Origin of the sequence: Actinoplanes sp. NPDC023936 (assembly GCF_040639325.1) — a bacterium.
Classification (GTDB): domain Bacteria; phylum Actinomycetota; class Actinomycetes; order Mycobacteriales; family Micromonosporaceae; genus Actinoplanes.
This window is the reverse complement of record NZ_JBEZZR010000041.1, coordinates 69,210-86,293: the sequence shown is the minus strand read 5'-3', so window position 1 is coordinate 86,293 and position 17,084 is coordinate 69,210. Positions and strand designations below refer to the sequence as shown.

The 17,084-nt window shown below is 70.5% G+C and carries 16 protein-coding genes; 9 read left to right on the top strand and 7 right to left on the bottom strand.

Translation table 11 applies throughout. The features are described 5' to 3' along the window. Positions 1-623 precede the first annotated feature (623 nt). Entirely contained in the window at positions 624-1,358 is a 735-nt protein-coding gene (locus AB0F72_RS35405) for a TetR/AcrR family transcriptional regulator (protein ID WP_360441074.1), read from the bottom strand. 93 nt (positions 1,359-1,451) lie between these two features. Between AB0F72_RS35405 and AB0F72_RS35400 the strand changes: the two genes are divergently transcribed. Further along, positions 1,452-2,624: an NAD(P)/FAD-dependent oxidoreductase gene (locus AB0F72_RS35400; protein WP_360441071.1), complete on the top strand. Its 1,173-nt coding sequence runs from the start codon at positions 1,452-1,454 to the stop codon at positions 2,622-2,624. Positions 2,625-2,648: 24 nt separating this feature from the next. Here the strand turns inward: AB0F72_RS35400 and AB0F72_RS35395 are convergent, their stop codons facing one another. Next, complete coding sequence (locus AB0F72_RS35395) at positions 2,649-2,849, bottom strand: hypothetical protein (RefSeq protein WP_360441068.1); 201 nt, start codon at positions 2,847-2,849, stop codon at positions 2,649-2,651. 225 nt (positions 2,850-3,074) lie between these two features. Further along, positions 3,075-3,566 (bottom strand): helix-turn-helix domain-containing protein, encoded by a 492-nt coding sequence (locus AB0F72_RS35390; protein WP_360441080.1) that lies wholly within the window; start codon positions 3,564-3,566, stop codon positions 3,075-3,077. A gap of 195 nt (positions 3,567-3,761) precedes the next feature. Between AB0F72_RS35390 and AB0F72_RS35385 the strand changes: the two genes are divergently transcribed. Then, complete coding sequence (locus AB0F72_RS35385; protein WP_360441065.1) at positions 3,762-5,057, top strand: cellulose binding domain-containing protein; 1,296 nt, start codon at positions 3,762-3,764, stop codon at positions 5,055-5,057. 122 nt (positions 5,058-5,179) lie between these two features. Here the strand turns inward: AB0F72_RS35385 and AB0F72_RS35380 are convergent, their stop codons facing one another. Next, complete coding sequence (locus AB0F72_RS35380) at positions 5,180-5,707, bottom strand: GAF domain-containing protein (RefSeq protein WP_360441062.1); 528 nt, start codon at positions 5,705-5,707, stop codon at positions 5,180-5,182. 8 nt (positions 5,708-5,715) lie between these two features. After that, a complete protein-coding gene (locus AB0F72_RS35375; protein WP_360441059.1) occupies positions 5,716-6,009 on the bottom strand; it encodes a hypothetical protein in 294 nt (97 codons plus the stop codon). 179 nt (positions 6,010-6,188) lie between these two features. Between AB0F72_RS35375 and AB0F72_RS35370 the strand changes: the two genes are divergently transcribed. Further along, positions 6,189-6,866, top strand: a complete 678-nt coding sequence (locus AB0F72_RS35370; protein ID WP_360441056.1) for a PilZ domain-containing protein — start codon at positions 6,189-6,191, stop codon at positions 6,864-6,866. A 63-nt stretch (positions 6,867-6,929) separates the two neighbouring features. Next, positions 6,930-7,877: an alpha/beta hydrolase gene (locus AB0F72_RS35365; protein WP_360441053.1), complete on the top strand. Its 948-nt coding sequence runs from the start codon at positions 6,930-6,932 to the stop codon at positions 7,875-7,877. 13 nt (positions 7,878-7,890) lie between these two features. Here the strand turns inward: AB0F72_RS35365 and AB0F72_RS35360 are convergent, their stop codons facing one another. Then, positions 7,891-8,406: a LytR C-terminal domain-containing protein gene (locus AB0F72_RS35360; RefSeq protein WP_360441050.1), complete on the bottom strand. Its 516-nt coding sequence runs from the start codon at positions 8,404-8,406 to the stop codon at positions 7,891-7,893. 127 nt (positions 8,407-8,533) lie between these two features. Here AB0F72_RS35360 and AB0F72_RS35355 point away from each other — a divergent pair, with 127 nt between their 5' ends. The 3 genes from AB0F72_RS35355 to AB0F72_RS35345 all read left to right on the top strand — a co-directional run bounded on the left by AB0F72_RS35355 (position 8,534) and on the right by AB0F72_RS35345 (position 11,766). Beyond that, positions 8,534-8,995 carry a DUF427 domain-containing protein gene (locus tag AB0F72_RS35355; protein ID WP_360441047.1) on the top strand — a complete coding sequence of 154 codons (462 nt, stop codon included), beginning with the start codon at positions 8,534-8,536 and terminating at the stop codon, positions 8,993-8,995. Positions 8,996-9,223: 228 nt separating this feature from the next. After that, positions 9,224-10,426 (top strand): epoxide hydrolase family protein, encoded by a 1,203-nt coding sequence (locus tag AB0F72_RS35350; protein WP_360441044.1) that lies wholly within the window; start codon positions 9,224-9,226, stop codon positions 10,424-10,426. 50 nt (positions 10,427-10,476) lie between these two features. Continuing rightward, positions 10,477-11,766, top strand: a complete 1,290-nt coding sequence (locus AB0F72_RS35345) for an epoxide hydrolase family protein (RefSeq protein ID WP_360441041.1) — start codon at positions 10,477-10,479, stop codon at positions 11,764-11,766. A 40-nt stretch (positions 11,767-11,806) separates the two neighbouring features. Here the strand turns inward: AB0F72_RS35345 and AB0F72_RS35340 are convergent, their stop codons facing one another. After that, complete coding sequence (locus tag AB0F72_RS35340; RefSeq protein WP_360441038.1) at positions 11,807-13,177, bottom strand: NAD(P)/FAD-dependent oxidoreductase; 1,371 nt, start codon at positions 13,175-13,177, stop codon at positions 11,807-11,809. A gap of 121 nt (positions 13,178-13,298) precedes the next feature. Here AB0F72_RS35340 and AB0F72_RS35335 point away from each other — a divergent pair, with 121 nt between their 5' ends. Both AB0F72_RS35335 and AB0F72_RS35330 read left to right on the top strand, forming a co-directional pair. Further along, positions 13,299-16,070 carry an AAA family ATPase gene (locus AB0F72_RS35335; protein WP_360441035.1) on the top strand — a complete coding sequence of 924 codons (2,772 nt, stop codon included), beginning with the start codon at positions 13,299-13,301 and terminating at the stop codon, positions 16,068-16,070. After that, complete coding sequence (locus AB0F72_RS35330) at positions 16,067-17,059, top strand: ABC transporter substrate-binding protein (protein ID WP_360441032.1); 993 nt, start codon at positions 16,067-16,069, stop codon at positions 17,057-17,059. Before AB0F72_RS35335 ends, AB0F72_RS35330 begins: the two co-directional genes overlap by 4 nt. Positions 17,060-17,084 lie beyond the last annotated feature (25 nt).

Sequence of the window (17,084 nt, the reverse complement as noted above, 5' to 3'; positions counted from 1 at the left end):
ATGGAGACTGCGGTGTCCACCCCAGAACCAAAACTAAGTTCTGACGGCGGGCGATCCAACGGTGCTGAACCCTCCCTTTCCTCTGCTTCCATTACTGAACTACTGTCATGCCCTCTGCCGGTGCCGGAACCCCACGCAAACTTCATGGCCCCGCACACGTACGGCAGAACCTTCTTGCCTCAGGCACAGCCCCGAACCTGCATCGGCCCTGCCTGCGTGCCCTGACCTGGAATTACGTCAAGGTCTTGTCTTCCACTGCCTTGCCACTTGCGGTACTGCGTACTTCTGATTCGGTTCTCTCAGGCAGAGCCCTGAACGTGCATCGGCCCTGCTCGCGTGCCCTGACCTGGAATTACGTCAAGGTCTTGTCTTGCCACTGCCTTGCCTTGCTTGGGGTGCGGTCATGCACTCCATCGCGGTGCCGAGCGAGCCACGAACTTCCGGGCCCTGCTTGACGCTCGGCCTGCTACGTCTGCGTCTTCAACGATCTTTGCTGTCAACGACAGAAACGTTAACCGGCCCCGCCGAGAAAGTCTAGTAGGCCCGACATAGATTTTCTGGTCACGGGCGCGGGCCCTACGGGCCGCTGGATCGCGCCGGAATCACGGTGCGTGCGTGGCGAGTCATCGGCGCGGTCGTGGTTCGGTGGGCACGCCGGCTCGGTGATCCGCGCCCGCTGCGGTGGCCTGCAGGCCGGCGGTGATGCCGAGCAGGAAGATGTCGACTCCGGCGAGGAACTGCTCGCGGTCGTCGTGCCCGGGGACCAGCGCGGCCGCTTCCTGCGCGATCGGGTCGGGGTCGTGGTGTGTCCACTGCGCCGCGAAGGCCTCCAGGTAAGCCTTCCGATCCGTTTCTCTGACCATCCGCCTGGCTCCGGCGGCGTGTTGGGCCGCCGAGCCGAGGACGTAGTTGACCAATGCTGATCCGGCATCCGATCGGGCCGGGCCGGTCGCGCCGAGGCTTTGCAGGTACGACCCGACACTCCTCCAGATCCGCAGGACGGCAGGTTGCAAGGGTTCGCGGGACAGCTGGGTTCCGACCCACGGGTGCGCGTCGATCGCGTCGAAGATGCCCAGCGCCAGAGCACGGATCGCCCGTTTCGGATCCTCATCACCGTCGACGCCGACGCCGACCATCACCGTCGCGATGACGCTGTCCGCGGCCGCGGCGAGCAGCTCGTCCTTGTCCGCGACGTGATGGTAGATCGCGCCCCGGCCGGTGGAGAGATGCGCCGTGACCGCACGGACTGTCAGGCCGCTCTCGCCCCCTGTGTCGAGGATCTGGATGGCGGCCTCGACGATCCGCTCCCGGGAGAGCGCATCACTTCGCCTGGGGCTTCGCGGCGTGGGATCGGGCATGGGCCCATCTTGACACAGTTGGACCAGCGGTCCAATACTGCCGTTGGACCAGCGGTCCAATCGTCTGCCAGATCGTCTGCCAGGAAGAAGAGAATGACCACTCACGTCACCATCGTCGGCGCTGGCCTCGGCGGGCTCACCCTCGCGCGAGTTCTGCACCTGCACGGCGTCCCCGTCACCGTCTACGACGCGGACGCGTCCCCGGACGCCCGCGCACAAGGCGGACAGCTCGACCTGCACGAGCACAACGGCCAACGCGCCCTCGAGATCGCCGGGCTCACCGAGGAATTCCGCTCGATCATCCACGAGGGCGGCGGGGCGCAGCGTGTTCTCGACCAGCACGGCACGGTGCTCGCCGAACTCCTCGACGACGGTTCCATGGCCCGCCCGGAGGCGCTGCGCGGAGACATCCGGCGCATCCTGCTGGAGTCACTGCCGGCGCACACCGTTCAGTGGGGCAAGAAGCTCCTCTTCGCCACGCCCCTCGGCGACGGCCACCACGAACTCAGCTTCGCGGACGGCTCGACGGTCACCACCGGCATCCTCGTGGGCGCCGACGGAGCCTGGTCCAAGGTCCGCGCGCTGCTCTCGGACCAGAAACCGGCGTACGCGGGCATGAGCTACATCGACACCTACCTGCAGGACGTCGACGAACGCCACCCCGACGCGGCCGCAGCCGTCGGAAACGGCGCCATGTACGCCCTCGTACCCGGCAAAGGGTTCCTCGCTCACCGGGAAGCCGGAAACCTAATCCACACCTACGTGGTGCTCCACCGCCCCGCCGAGTGGTTCGCCGACATCGACTTCACCGACGCCGACGCCACCAGGAAACGGATCGCAGCGGAGTTCGAGGGCTGGGCACCCGCACTCCTCTCCCTGCTAACCGACGGCGAGACCGGGCCGGTCCTCCGCAGCATCCACCGACTCCCCGACGGTCACCGGTGGACCCGCGTCCCCGGCGTCACCCTCCTCGGCGACGCCGCCCACCTGACCGTCCCGGGCGGTGAGGGCGCGAACATCGCCATGCTTGACGCAGCGGAGCTCGGCGACGCGATCGCCGCACACTCCGGCGACGTCGAGGCCGCCTTCACGGCGTACGAAGAAGTGATGTTCCGCCGCAGCCACGCCGAAGCCGTCGCCGCGCACGAAACCATCGAGCAGATCTTCGGCGACGATGCACCCCACGCACTCGTCAACGCCTTCAACGGCGTCCACCAGCAACCGGCTGAGGCGCACCCGGGCACCGCCAGCGCCGCAGAGGCGTGACACCACCGGAGCCGGTCGCTCGCCCTAGACAAGCGCGGCGCGAGGAATCGGGTCAGTCGATTTCAATGCGTCCGCATCGATCTCCAGGTTCGCCAGGAGGCTGCTGTTCTTGCCCGTGTTGATGGTGTCGGGCATCGCGCGCTCGAACCAGTCAGCGCGTTCGGACTTTCCTTTGGACCGCAATATGGCAACGATTTCAGCTTTACTGACGTGTGTGCTGGTCATGACTTGTTCCTCTTCTCGTCGAGCCCGGTGCAAGGTGCATCATCGGGAATTTCGTGGCGGGCCGGCACCGTCGGTCTCGATCTGGGACCCCATCGGCGCGTCCGAACGATCAGTAAGCCGCGCCCGGTGGTCATCGTCTCGATTCCATGTCTGACCTGGCGTCGGTAGCTGGGCCCGAGGCCAGTCTGCGGCAAGCCTCCGGCATGGGTCACAGTGGTATACCCACTACAGCGCGTCAGCTCGCGTGCCGGGCCGACCTATGCTGACGATACGGGGCCGGCCGGCGAAGCAGGCACGCAGCGCGGCTCGACGCACCTTCAGCTGCCATATCGGTCTCCTTCGTGCTTTCGCCTTCTCTGCTGTGGCAGCTCGCTGTCCCCAGCGCTGCTGACTCAGCCCGGCGCGGCCGAGCCACCAGGCGGTGTCGCCGGCTCGGCTACCGAGCCGGGGTGATGACCGCGGTTGCCGGGCCGGGGACACCGGAGTCCAGGCGGAACACGATTCCACCCGTTGCCGCCACGGTTCGCCACGGTCGGCGAAGACGCCGTGGTCGGCCTGGCCGAGCAGACGCTCGACCAGTGCCTTGAACACGGCGGCCTTGTCAGGGAAGTACGTGTACATCGTGTTGGGGGTCACGTCCACCCTGGCGGCCATGCCCCGCAGGGTGGCGGCGTCCGGTCCGCCCTCGTCAAGCAGGGTCAGCGCGGCGTCGAGGATCTCACCCGGACGGGGTCATCCGAGACCGACGGAATCGGCCATTTCTGATAACCGAGCGACACCCCCGATCCGGCACGAATGAATCGTTATTCCGGCGTCACTGCGATAGTCGCGTCTTGCCTTCCCGTGAAATGCGCTGGCAACATTGACCAGCATTGATGGGAACGCTCCCAAATCTGGAAAGGTCACTCCCCCATGCGCCTCTTCCACAGGACGATGCTGGTCGCGGCCGCCGCGACACTGGCCGTCGCGGCCGGCGTCGCCGTCGTCGGCACCGCCGAGGCCGCCACCACTCTCGGTGCTTCGGCCGCCCAGTCCGGCCGCTACTTCGGCGCCGCGATCGCGGCCACGACCGCCGGGTGCGGCAAGGCGCCGACCCTGGCCAGCGGCACCCGAACGATCCGCAGCGGCGGCCTGAACCGCACCTACATCCTGCGCGTTCCGGACGGGTACGACCGGAACCGCCCGTACAAATTGATCTTTGCCTTCCACTGGCTCAACGGGACCGCGAGCGACGTCGCCACCGGCGGCGCGGCCGGCTCCACGTGGGCCTACTACGGACAACAGCGACTGTCGGACAACAGCGCGATCCTCATCGCCCCGCAGGGCATCGACAACGGCTGGGCCAACACCGGCGGCCGTGACCTGACCCTGGTCGACGACCTGACCGCGCTCGTCGAAGGCGACCTGTGCGTCGACACGTCCCAGCTGTTCGCCCTCGGGTGGAGTTACGGCGGCGCCATGAGCTATGCCGTCGCCTGCGCCCGCCCGACGGTGTTCCGGGCCGTGGCGGTGCTCTCCGGGGCCAACCTCAGCGGCTGCGCCGGTGGCACCCAGCCGGTCGCCTACCTCGGCATCCACGGCACCCATGACAGCGTCCTCGACATCTCCCGCGGGCGACCGCTGCGCGACACGTTCGTCCGCAACAACGGCTGCACCGCGCAGAACCCGCCGGAGCCCGCCCGGGGCAGCCTGACCCATGTCGTGACCGCCTACAGCGGCTGCCGCCCGGGATACCCGGTCGTGTGGGCCGCCTTCGACGGTGACCACACGCCGGAACCGGTGGACGGGTCAACCGGCACGAGCGGCGCCCGGACGTGGACCGGCGGCGAGATCTGGAAGTTCTTCTCGCAGTTGCCGAGCACCATCCCCTCGTCCCCCACCCCCTCGTCGCCCACGCCCTCGTCCCCCGGGGGCTGCTCCACGACGTATCGGGTGGTCAACAGCTGGCAGGGTGGTTTCCAGGCCGACGTCACCGTCGCGAACACCGGGACGGCGGCCTTCGCCGGGTGGCGGGTGAGCTGGACGTCGCCCGCCGGGCAGTCGGTCAGCCAGGTCTGGAACGGCTCGCTGAGCACCGGCGGCGGCACCGTCACGGTCACCAACGCGGCCTACAACGGGTCCGTCGCGCCCGGTTCCAGCACCACGTTCGGCCTGCTGGCCGGCGGCAGTCCGGCCACCGTGCCGGCACTCACCTGCACCGCAGCCTGAGCTCAGGGGCGCACCGCGGTGCTCCCCTGAGCCCTCGGCTCGGCGTACAGCGCGTCGCGGCGCCATCGCCCGGGCTCGTCAGGCCTACGACAGCAGCCACCCCTGAAGCAGCGAACGGCGGATCAGCCTTCGGACTCGTCGCCTCGTGCTGATCGATACGCTCCGAGGACTCCACTGATCTCGTCGGCCCCGCGGCGCAGCTCGGCCAGGTCGGCGTCGGTGAATTCGCGCGCGTCGGTACCGAGCACGCAGTGCGTCCCGAGAACGGCGCCGTCGACAATGATCGGGACGCCGGCATAGCTGCGCACGCCATCCACCGTCACCAGCGGATTGTCCGCCTGCTTGGCGTCGACCGTGGTGTCGGGCACGACGTAGGCGGCGCCGGTTTCGACCGCGTTGACGCAGAAGGACCACTCGATGGGGGTACCGGCCATCTCGGCGAGCCATCCCGTCAGCCCGTACGAGCCGGGGAAGACTTGCGCGGTGTCGAGCACCATGCTGACCAGGGCCACCGGCTGTCCGAGGCGTCCGGCTGTGCGTTCGGAGATCAGGTCCAGGCGGCGGCGCAGTTCGGGGTCGTCGAGGTCGATGTCCGCCAGAACCTCGAAGCGGTCAGGGTACCCAGCCGGTTCTCGGCTACCGCCGTTCACGTGTCACATCACCTCTTCTCTGTTCTGACGAGACGATCGTGGACCGCCACCCGGACCGCGAGGCTACGGGCACACAGGCGCGCGATCGGGTGGCTGACCTGCATGACGGCTATCAGCCGGTGCAAGGCCTTGGGGTCGGTTTCCGCGCCGGTCAGACCCGCGTCGAACAGCAGGGTGAGCCACAGATCCTGGGTGTGCTGCCCGAAGAAGCCTTCGAGGGCGGCCCGGGCCGTCGCCAGCGTCGGTTCCTCCAACTCGTAGGCCGGCGCGGACGGCTGCGGGTTCACGTTCCGGTCAGCCATCGGGTCCTCTCGCCGGCCTCTGTTCGCCTTCACCTGTCAGTTCGACCACGCGACCGCCCGGCCTGAGCCGGAACCGCCCACCGGAGTGCCGCCGGCTCGCGAAAGCCTCACGATCGCCCTCGGTGTGCCGATGAGGCAGGCATGCGACCTGCTGTCCAGACAGCCACTGGAGGAGCGTGATGGGCGAGGGTGTCACAGAGATCGCGAGGGTGGAGCTCCCGGAGGCGGGAACGACCGTCTTCCTCGTACTGGGTGACGGCATCAACTTCCGCTCGCGACTCGAAACGGTCGACGGTGACGCGTTCACCGTGTCCGCACCGTTGGAGACGGCCGGCCCAGCGGTCCTGGAGCCGGGTCAGGAGTTCGAGATCTTCTGGGCTCCGCCACGTACCCGCGTCGTGCTGCCCTGCCGCTTGATCGCGGTTTCCGACGATGCGCCGTACCGATGGACCATCGCACCCATCGCGCCCGCCCGGCACGACAACCGGCGGCAATTCGTGCGGGGCGGCGCCGGCGCGGTAGTACGGATCGACGCCCACCCCGGCGGGCAGACCACCGAGGGTGTGCTCATGGACATCAGCGAGACGGGTCTGCGCTGCTGGATCGATCAACCGCTGCCGGTGCGACCCGGCGATCAGGTACGGGCAACGGTGTGGCTGGGCACCGGAGAGGCACAGCTGGACTGTGTGGTCCACACGATGCGCGCGGCTCCGCACGGTGACCCGGGGCAGCACCTCATCCTCACCTTCGAAACCCCGGAGGACGTCGCCCGGATGATCCGGCAGTACGTCCTGGCGTGGGAGATCGGCGAGCGCCGCCGAGGCGGCCGGCCCGGCGACGCACGCCCTCCGGCCTGACGCCGCAGGCAGCGAAGTAAACTAAGTTGACAAGTCGCCCGGCCCTGCGTTGACTCCAGGGTCATGGCGAAGCTTGATCTACGAGTCCGCGTGCTCGGCCGCGCCCTGCGCAGGACCTCGATCGTCGGACAGAGCACCGAGCGGATCCTGCGAAACCAGCAGGCCAAGATCAGCCATAATCGGGTCACCGACCTGCTCCTCGGCGGCATCGCGCCCGGTGTCACACTGACCGACGGATACGCGGCCGGCGACGGTGACCGGCTGCGTGTCCGGGTCTACCGTCCGGACACCGGCCGCCGGACGGCGCTGCCACTCATCGTGAACTTCCACGGAGGCGGCTGGGTGGTCGGCTCCCTCGACACGGCCGACTGGCTGTGCAGCAACGTCGCCGCGTCGGTGGACGCCGTGGTGGTATCGGTCGACTACCGCCTCGCCCCCACCCACCGCTGGCCCGCCGCCGCGGAGGACTGCTACGCCGCCCTGGTCGACGTGACAGCACGTGCCGCTGAGTTCGGCGCCGATCCGGGACGTCTCGCGGTCATCGGTGACAGCGCCGGCGGCAACCTCGCCGCGGTCACCACGCTCATGGCCCGCGACCGCTCCGGACCGGCGATCACCTTCCAAGGCCTGATCTACCCGGCCACCGACCTCACCGGCTCCAGCCCGTCCGTCGACGAGAACGCCGACGCCCCCGTCCTCACCAAAGCCGACATCATCGCCTACCGCGACCACTACCTCGGCGACGCGGACCCTGCGCAGCCGTACGCCTCGCCACTGTTCGCCGCGCACCACGGCGGGCTGCCGCGCGCCCTGGTCCAGGTCGCCGAGCACGATCCGATCCGCGACGACGGCCTGCGATACGCGGCGGCTCTGCAGGCCGCCGGCGTGCCGGTGCGCACCACCAACTACGTCGGCATGCCGCACGGCTTCCTCGCCTTTCCGAGGCTGTGCCGCAGCGCACCCCAGGCGCTTGCCGAGCTCACCACCGAATTACGGTCCGCTTTGTCCTGATCCGGATGCGGGCTCACGACGACGCGCAGGTGCCCGGCGGCAGCGCCGGTTCGCCGAGCTGCGCCAGTGACTGGTTGACCTCGGTCTGCGTGGCGAGTTGCCGGTACCGGCCGCCGATCACCACGTCGATCACGTCGGTGGTCCTCGCCGGATCGAACCGGGGCTCGGCCTGACCGAGGAAGAACGCCCTGATCCATTGGGCGGCGCCGACCGATTCCGGTCCGAACTCGATGACCGCGACCTGGTCGACCTTGCTCTTGCTCTTCGCCGGCCGCTGCGTCACGAAGCCGCGGTTCGCGAAGTCCGCGCTGACCCGTTCGGCGAGACCTGCGGTACGGGTGCCGTTGAGCACCCGCAGCCTCACCTGTCCCGCCTCCTCGGGGAGCGCCAGATCTACCGTGGCGGCGCAGCTCTCCCCGGCCACCGCGACGCTCTGCGTGTCATGAACCACCGCCACCGTCACGGTCGCCGCCGCCACCGCGGCCAGGGCGCTGATGATGCGGTACGCCCGCACCCGCGTGTCCGTCATGCCGACCGTGATGCCCACCGGCCGGACGCGGTGAACCGCTCGTTATCGACCTGTGCCGTGACGCCCGTGACTACACCGGGGTCACCGGTGGTGAAGCCGGCGGCCGTGAGCGTGGCAGGCTGGCCGGATGGAGTCGGTGTGGGACTACCCGCGTCCGCCCCGCGTGGAGCGGGTCCCGGAACGGGTGACGATCGTGCACGCGGGGCGGACGATCGTCGACAGCGACAGCTGCCTGCGGGTGCTGGAGACCTCGCATCCGCCGGTCTTCTACGTCCCCCGGGACGACATCGCCGAGGGCGTGCTGGAGCCGGGCGACGGGCGATCCTACTGCGAGTTCAAAGGCGTGGCCGGGTACTGGGATCTCGTCGTCGGCGGGACCCGTGTGCCACGGGTCGGCTGGTCCTATGAGCAGCCCGTGCCGGCGTACGCGGAAATCACGGGTTTTGTCGCGTTCTATCCGAGCCGTGTCGACGAGTGCCGGGTCGGTGGCGAACGAGTGCTGCCGCAGGAGGGCGACTTCTACGGCGGCTGGATCACGTCGGACGTCGTCGGCCCGTTCAAGGGCGGTCCGGGAACGAGGGGCTGGTGACCACCGCGTAGGCCTCGTCGGCGGCCTCGCCGATGGCCGGGCCGGGCCGTAACTCGAGTCCGGCGGAGCCAGGGTATCGACCAGGGTGTTCACGGGGGCGAGCCGCGTCCGGGTTTTGTCAGGCTCAGGGTGCTCCTCGAAGCCCGGGATCGGTGGGCGCCGGTGGAAGCCCGGCCGGCCGCTGGATCCGGACTTCATTCCCGGATCCTGACCGAAAGGCAGTGCGTGATGACCACGCTCGATCAGCGGACCAGCCATGCGATCAGACCCTTCACCGTGCGCTTCCGCGAGGAGGCGATCGACGACCTCCGCCGCCGCCTCGCAGCGACGCGCTGGCCGACCCCGGAACTCGTCGCCGACCGCTCGCAGGGCGTGCAACTGTCCACGATGCGGGCATTGGGCCGGTACTGGAACCACGACTACGACCTACGGCGGGCGCAGTCCCGGCTCAACGCGCTCCCGCAGTTCACCACCGAGATCGACGGTGTGGACATCCACTTCCTGCACGTCCGGTCCCGGCACCGGGACGCGCTGCCGTTGATCATGACGCACGGCTGGCCGGGCTCGGTCATCGAACTGCTCGACACCGTCGGCCCGCTGACCGATCCCACCAAGCACGGCGGCAGCGCCGCGGACGCGTTCCACCTCGTGTTGCCGTCCTTGCCCGGGTACGGTTTCTCGGCCGAGCCGACCGAGGTCGGGTGGGACCTGGTGCGCACCGCCCGGGCCTGGGCGGAGTTGATGCGCAGGCTGGGCTACGACCGCTACGTGGCGCAGGGTGGTGACGTCGGCGCCGGTGTGACCGACGCGATGGGACGGCTCGGGCCGCGGGGGCTGGCGGGCATCCACACCAATCTGCTGGTGCCGGCGCTCAACGACCCGTCGTCGCTGCCGGCCGGCACCGCGGAGGAACAAGCGGCGCTGGCCGCGATCACGGTGTTCCAGACCAGCGGGAACGGCTATTTCGTGGAGATGGCCACCCGGCCGGAGACCATCGGGTACGCGTTGCTGGACTCGCCTGCCGCGCTCGCCGCGTGGATGATCGACCACGACACCGACGCCTATTACAAGATCGCTGGGGCGTTCGTCGACGGCACCCCGGCGGGCAACCTGACCCGCGACAACATCCTCGACGACATCACCACGTACTGGCTGACCGGCACCGGCGCCTCCACGGCCCGCTCGTACTGGGAGGCCTATGGGCCGGACTCTCCCGCCGCGGGCCGCCCGCCGCTTCCGGACCCCCGGGTTCCGGTCGGCTTCAGCACGTTCCCGGGCGAGATCTGGCGGACGCCGCGCAGCTGGGCCGAGAAGGCGTATCCCACGCTGAACTACTTCGGGGTGGCGCAGCGGGGCGGGCACTTCGCCGCCTGGGAGGAGCCGGAGCTGTTCGCCGCGCAGGTGCGGGCCGCGTTCCGGCCGCTGCGATGACCGCGCCGCCGTCCTCACCGACCACCCCGACGAGCCAAGAGGTGAACAACATGACTCCGTCCGCGTCCCAGCCCACTCGGCGGCAGCTGCTGCAGGGCGGTCTCGCCGCCGGCCTCACGGCCGCCGCGTCCGCCGTGCTCGGATCGGCGCCGGCCGGCGCGGCACCGCCCTCCGCACCGCCCGCGATCCGCCCCTTCCGGGTCGCGATCCCGCCCGAGCGGGTGGCCGAGCTGCGCCGCCGCGTCGCCGCGACCCGCTGGCCGTCCCGCGAGCTGGTCGCCGACCGCTCGCAGGGCGTGCAACTGGCGACCGCTCAGGCTCTCGCCCGGTTCTGGACGACCGGCTACGACTGGCGCCGGTTCGAGGCGAAACTCAACGCGCTACCGCAGTTCACCACCGAGATCGACGGCGTCGGCATCCACTTCGTCCACGTGCGGTCCCGGCACCGCGACGCGCTGCCGCTCGTGATGACCCACGGCTGGCCCGGCTCGATCATCGAACTGCTCGAGACCATCGGCCCCCTCACGAACCCGACCGCGCACGGCGGCACCGCGGCGGACGCCTTCCACCTCGTCCTGCCGTCGCTGCCCGGATTCGGCTTCTCCGGCAAGCCCACCGAACTCGGCTGGGACACCGCCCGGACGGCGCGCGCCTGGGCGGAGCTGATGCGCCGTCTCGGTTACCGCCGCTACGTCGCTCAGGGCGGCGACGTCGGCGCCGCCGTCACCGACGGCATCGGCCGCCTGGCGCCGGCGGGGCTCCTCGGCATCCACCTCAATCTGCTGGTACCGGCGCTGGCCGGCACCAGCGGCCTGCCGAAGAACACCGACGAGGAGAAAGCCGCGGCAGACGCGCTCCGGACCTTCTCGTCGAGCGGCAGGGGTTACCTGGTCGAGCAGTCGACACGACCCCAGACGATCGGCTACGCCCTGCTGGATTCGCCGGTCGCGCTGGCGGCCTGGATGCTCGACCACGACACCGACAGCTACCTCAAGATCTCTCGTGCCTTCCGCGGCGGCCGGGCGTCGGGCAACCTCACCCGCGAACACGTCCTCGACAACATCTCGCTCTACTGGCTGACCGGCACGGGCGAGTCGGCCGCGCGGGCGTACTGGGAGAGGGCGCGAACCGCCGGCCAGGCGTCCCCGCCGGTGGCCGTTCCGGTTGCCTTCAGCGCCTTCCCGGGCGAGATCTTCCAGGCGCCCCGCAGCTGGGCCGAGGCGAGCTATCCGAGCCTGAGCTACTACCACCAGCCGACGAGGGGCGGACATTTCGCGGCCTGGGAGCAACCCGGGCTGTTCACCCGGGAGCTTCGTGCCGCCTTCCGGTCGCTCCGCTGACCCGGTGCGCGGCAGATCGGGGGTTTCCTGACCCCGGGCGTCACGTCGATCCGTTGAGCTGGGTGTCCAGATCGCGCAGAGCATGGAACAGCGCCTCCGAGAAGGTCGGGAACGGCTGGACGACGTCCAGGAGCACCACCAGCGGGATGCGTGCCCGGATCGCCACGGTCGCCTGCTGGAGCCATTCGCCGGCCTCGGGTCCGACGGCGTAGGCGCCGATCAGCCGCTCACCGTCCGACACCAGGGTGACGAAGCCGGGGCGGGCTTCGTACGCCCGGGTGTAGGTCGCGGTGCGGGCCACGTCGGACAGTCGTACCGTCGCGGTGAACTCGCCCGTCGTCGCGCCCACCGACGCCGCCTGCGGGTCGGTGAACACCACCCGGGGAATCGCCTCGTAGTTCGCGACCCGCGGGCGGCCGAGGATGTTCGCGGCCGCGACGCGTCCCTGGTACTCACCGACGTGGGTGTACTGCCAGAGACCGGTGACGTCGCCGATGGCCCACAGTCCCTCCCCGCAGGACATCCGGTCGTCCACCACGATGCCGTGCGGTCGCGCCTCGACGCCCACGGTCTCCAACCCGATGAGATCCACGCGCGGACGCCGGCCGGTGGCGACGAGGAGCCGATCGCCTCGCGCGGTATCGCCGCCGGCCAACTCGACCACGTATTCCGTGCCGTCCAACCGGGCACCGGTCGCCTCCCGGCCCAGGCGCAGGTCCACGCCATCGCTGATCAACGCCGAGCCGACGGCCTCAGCCATCGGACGGGGCTCGCGGGGCAGCACCCGCGCACCGCCGTCCACCAGCACGACCGACGAGCCCAGCCGCGCGAGCGCCTGGCTCGTCTCCACCCCGAACGGCCCGGCGCCGAGCACGACGAGCCGGCCGGGTATCTCGGTCAGCGTCGTGACCTCTCGATTCGTCCAGATCCCGGGAAGTGTCAGCAGGCCGGGAACTCCCGGGATCAGCGCGTCGGATCCGGTCGCGATCACGATCTGATCGGCGTGGTACGCCGTACCGCCGACGTCGACCGCACGAGGGCCGGCGAGCCGGCCGCGTCCCCGGAGCAGGTCGACACCGGCGTCCCGGATCCGCACCGCGTGGACCCTGTCGTGGTAGTGCGAAACCATGAAGTCCCGCCAGGCGAGCGCGGCGCACGCGTCCAGCCGTGCCGCGCCGACGGCTTCCGCCGCTCCTGGAACCGCGCGAGCCGCCGCGAGCGCGTCGCCCGGGCGCAGCAGCGTCTTGGACGGGATGCAGCCCCAGTAGAAGGACGTGCCACCCAGGAGCTCCTGCTCCACCACGGCAACGCGCGCGCCACCCTCGGCGAGCACCTCCGCGCAGTGCAGGCCCGGGGTGCCCCCACCGATCACGATGACGTCATAGCTGCTCATCGCATCCGTCGATGTCATCGGCAGACGATCCCGCGCCATCGGCCGTCGGCGAACCCGGGTACCACACTGGCCGGAGCAGACCAGTGCGCACGCGGAACGGAGGGCAGACCGGCAGTGGATCAGCCACTATGCTGGCGAGGTGTCCGGCGACTCTGTCCAGCTCCACGGCCGGAACGATGAGCTTCGGGAGCTGGACCTGCTCTGCGACAGCGTGCGAGCCGGGCACAGTGCCGCGCTGGTCATCCGCGGCGAGGCCGGGGTGGGGAAGACCGCGCTCCTGGAGTACGTGACGCGGCGAGCGCTGCCGCATTTCCGGGTCGCCCGCATCACCGGTGTCGAGTCCGAGGTCGAGCTGGCGTACGCGGGCCTTCACCAGCTCTGCGCACCGATGCTCGGCCGCCTCGATGCCCTTCCGGAACCGCAGCAGACGGCGTTGCGCGTCGCGTTCGGACTCGCGGGCGGAGCCGCGCCGGATCGCTTCCTGGTGGGCCTGGCCGTCCTCGGCCTCCTCGCCGAAGCAGCCGGCAGCCGACCGCTGATCTGCCTCGTCGATGACGTGCAGTGGCTGGACGAGGCGTCGAGCGAGATCCTCGGTTTCGTCGCTCGCCGGCTCGCCGCGGAGTCGGTCGCCATGGTGTTCGCCGTCCGTGATGAAGCAGCCGGTGCGGACCTGCGCCGGTTGGCCGGCCTGCCCGTCATGCCGCTGGGAGGCATCTCCGGTGATGCCGCCCGGGCCCTGCTGGCCACCGTGGTGCCGGGCAGGCTCGACCCGCGCGTGTGCGATCGGGCCGTGGCCGAGACGAGCGGTAATCCACTGGCGATGCTGGAGCTGCCCCGCGGCATGAGTCAGGCGGAACTCGCCGCCGGGTTCGGGCTGCCGGCTGCCGGGGGGACCGCTGCCGGCGTGGAGAGCCACTACGCCCGGCGGCTTCGGGAGCTCCCCGCACCGACCCGGCAGCTCATGCTCCTGGCCGCCTGCGACAGCATCGGGGACGCCACGACCATCTGGCGCGCCGCGGCGCACCTCGGCGTCGGGTTCGACGCGGCCCGGTCCGAGGTGACCGACGGGCTGTTCGAGGTCGGCGCGCAGGTCCGGTTCCGGCATTCCCTGGTCCGCTCCGCCGTGTACCGCTCCGCCTCGGTGGAGGAGCGCCGAGCGGCGCATGCGGCGCTGGCGCACGCCATCGACGCCGCCGCAGACCCGGATCGCCGTGCCTGGCACCGCGCCCACGCCAGCGCGGGCCCCGACGAGGACGTCGCGGTGGAGCTCGAGCGCAGCGCCGACCGAGCCCAGGCCCGCGGTGGTTTCGCCGCCGCCGCGGCGTTGCTGGAACGCTCAGCGGGTCTGACCTCCGAACCGGCGGCACGGTTCGAGCGCAGACTGGCGGCCGCCCGGTCGCACCTGCGCGCCGGCGTGTTCGACACGGCGCTGGCCCTGCTGGCGGCGGCCGAGTCCGAGGCGCCGGACCCGCTGGCCGGAGCTCGCGTCGCGCTGGTGCGCGGTCAGGTGGCGTCGGCCTCCAACGCCGGAGGTGACGCGCCACTCCAGCTGGTCAAGGCTGCCGAGCGTCTGGAACGCCTGGACACCGCTCTGTCGCGGAGGACCTATTCGGACGCCTGGAACGCCGCGATGTTCGCGGGCCATCTCGCCAAGCCCGGCGGCGACCTGCTCGAGGTGTCCCGAGCGGCACGTGCCGGTCCTCAGCCGGACGTCCCGCTGCGTCCGTTCGGCCGTACCCTGGAAGGTTTGCTCGTCCTGGCCACCGACGGCCGGGCGGCCGCCGAGCCGATGCTCCGCGCAGCGCTCGGCGGCCTGCTCCGCAGTGACCTTCCCGCCGAGAACTGGCTTCACCACGGGGCGATGGCGGCGACCGCTGCGGCGGCCATCTGGGACCTGGAGACCTGGAGCGCGGTGAACGACCGGCAGGCGACGCTGGCCCGGGAACTCGGCGCGCTCGCCGTCCTGCCCACTGCCCTGAGCGGGATGGCCGTGGTCGCCACATGGCGGGGCGACCTCGAGACGGCAGAGCGGCTGACGGCCGAGCACGACGCGATCACCGAGGCGACCGGTATCCGGATCGCGCCCTATGGGGCCATGCTGCTCGCCGGTTACCGGGGACAGCCGGCGGACGCCGCCGCCCTCATCGCGGCGGCCACCGGGGACTCGATCAGCCGAGGTGAAGGTCTCGGTGTGGACCACGCACGATGGTGCACCGCGATCCTGAACAACAGCGTGGGACGTTACCCGGAGGCGATGGCGGCCGCTCAGCCCGCCGACCCCAAGGCGCCCGCGATCCTCGTCTCCGCCTGGATGCTGCCCGAGCGCATCGAGGCGGCGGTTCGCTGCGGGGAACGAGACGTGGCCATCGCCGCGCTGGAGGAGTTCGAGGCCACGGCGAACCCCGGTGCGCACGCCTGGGGCCGGGGCGTCGCGGCACGCTCGCGGGCCATGGTGAGCACCGGTGACGTCGCCGACGGGCTGTACCGGGAGGCGGCCGGACACCTGGATCGAGCCGGGGTCCGGGCCGAGCTGGCACGCACCCATCTGGTCTACGGCGAATGGCTGCGCCGCGAGCACCGGCGGGGCGAGGCCCGGGAACACCTGCGGACCGCTCATGACATGTTCGCAGCGATGTCGGCCGACGGCTTCGCCGAACGGGCCCGCCGGGAACTCCTCGCTACCGGCGAGCACGTGCGCCGTAAGCAGGTCGCCGACCGCGCGGAACTGACACCGCAGGAGGAGCACATCGCGCAACTCGCCCGGGACGGCCGGACCAATCCGGAGATCGCGGGCGAGCTCTTCATCAGTGCTCGCACGGTGGAGTGGCACCTGCGCAAGGTGTTCACCAAGCTCGGCATCAGCTCGCGGCGCGGGCTCCGGGACGCGCTGCCGAACCGGAGCCTGGTGTGAGGGCGGGCGTTCGCAGGGCCGTCGCGCTCCTCATGGCCGCCATCCTGCTGGGGATCGCCGGGTGCGGTGATTCCGGCGAGAGCCGAACCCCGGTCGTCTCGTTCGGAGGCGTTCGGGACCAGGGCGCCACCGGGTACGCCGTAGCCGAGCTGACCGGCTTCTACGCGTACCAGGGGCTGCGTTTCTCGCCCACCTGGGCCACGTCCGGAACGGTGCTCATGCAGGGAGTGGTGAGCGGGGAGTTCGACGTGGCCAACCTCGGTCCGGCGCAGCTCTACGAAGCCGTCCGCAACGGCGCCTGTGCTCGGGTGCTCCGCCCGACCCAGGGTGCGGCCTACGGGGTGATCGCGCAGACCGGTCTCGGCCTCGACACCACACTGCCCTACCCCGAAATCCTCACCCAGTTGCGCGGACTGACGGTCGGTGTCGCCGCCCGCGGCGCCGCTCAGGAGCTCGTCCTCCGGTCGTTGCTGGCGGATGCCGGTCTGAATTTGGACACCGACGTGACGTGGGTGGCGATCGGTGCGGGCGCTGCCGCCGCCGCCACCTTCGCCTCCGGGACGGTGGATGTGGCGATGTCATACCCCCAGCTCGAGATCAACCTCCGGGCCGGCGGCACCGCCTTCGACAAGCTGGTGAATCTCGCCGGCCCGGACACCCCGCTGGGCGAGTTCTGGCAGTCCGTCGCCGTCGCGAACTGCGACTGGGCCGACGACCACCCCGACACGGTGCTGAAGTTCTGCCACGCGCTCAACCAGGGATTCACCGCGCTCGCGCAGCAGCCGGACGCCGGGCCGCAAGCGTTCGCCCACCTCGGTCTCGGATCGGATCCGGAACAGGCGAAAAGCCTCTGGGACCGGTACCGGACCCCGGTCGTGGACATTCCGCCGCTCACCGAGGAGAACTGGCATCATCAGGCTGAGTTCACTCCCACCGGCACGGCGCCGAGCTTCTCCGAGTACGTGGTCGACGGCTGCTCGACGGCGTGATCCCGGCGGGCTGCGTGTGTGGCTG

Bases quoted from the DNA above. Each gene is read 5' to 3' on its own strand.
- AB0F72_RS35385 (WP_360441065.1), top strand. From the start codon at position 3,762: ATGCGCCTCTTCCACAGGACGATGCTGGTCGCGGCCGCCGCGACACTG.
- AB0F72_RS35345 (WP_360441041.1), top strand. From the start codon at position 10,477: ATGACTCCGTCCGCGTCCCAGCCCACTCGGCGGCAGCTGCTGCAGGGC.
- AB0F72_RS35365 (WP_360441053.1), top strand. From the start codon at position 6,930: ATGGCGAAGCTTGATCTACGAGTCCGCGTGCTCGGCCGCGCCCTGCGC.
- AB0F72_RS35340 (WP_360441038.1), bottom strand. From the start codon at position 13,177: ATGACATCGACGGATGCGATGAGCAGCTATGACGTCATCGTGATCGGT.
- AB0F72_RS35395 (WP_360441068.1), bottom strand. From the start codon at position 2,849: ATGACCAGCACACACGTCAGTAAAGCTGAAATCGTTGCCATATTGCGG.
- AB0F72_RS35350 (WP_360441044.1), top strand. From the start codon at position 9,224: ATGACCACGCTCGATCAGCGGACCAGCCATGCGATCAGACCCTTCACC.
- AB0F72_RS35360 (WP_360441050.1), bottom strand. From the start codon at position 8,406: ATGACGGACACGCGGGTGCGGGCGTACCGCATCATCAGCGCCCTGGCC.
- AB0F72_RS35400 (WP_360441071.1), top strand. From the start codon at position 1,452: ATGACCACTCACGTCACCATCGTCGGCGCTGGCCTCGGCGGGCTCACC.
- AB0F72_RS35405 (WP_360441074.1), bottom strand. From the start codon at position 1,358: ATGCCCGATCCCACGCCGCGAAGCCCCAGGCGAAGTGATGCGCTCTCC.
- AB0F72_RS35355 (WP_360441047.1), top strand. From the start codon at position 8,534: ATGGAGTCGGTGTGGGACTACCCGCGTCCGCCCCGCGTGGAGCGGGTC.
- AB0F72_RS35375 (WP_360441059.1), bottom strand. From the start codon at position 6,009: ATGGCTGACCGGAACGTGAACCCGCAGCCGTCCGCGCCGGCCTACGAG.
- AB0F72_RS35370 (WP_360441056.1), top strand. From the start codon at position 6,189: ATGGGCGAGGGTGTCACAGAGATCGCGAGGGTGGAGCTCCCGGAGGCG.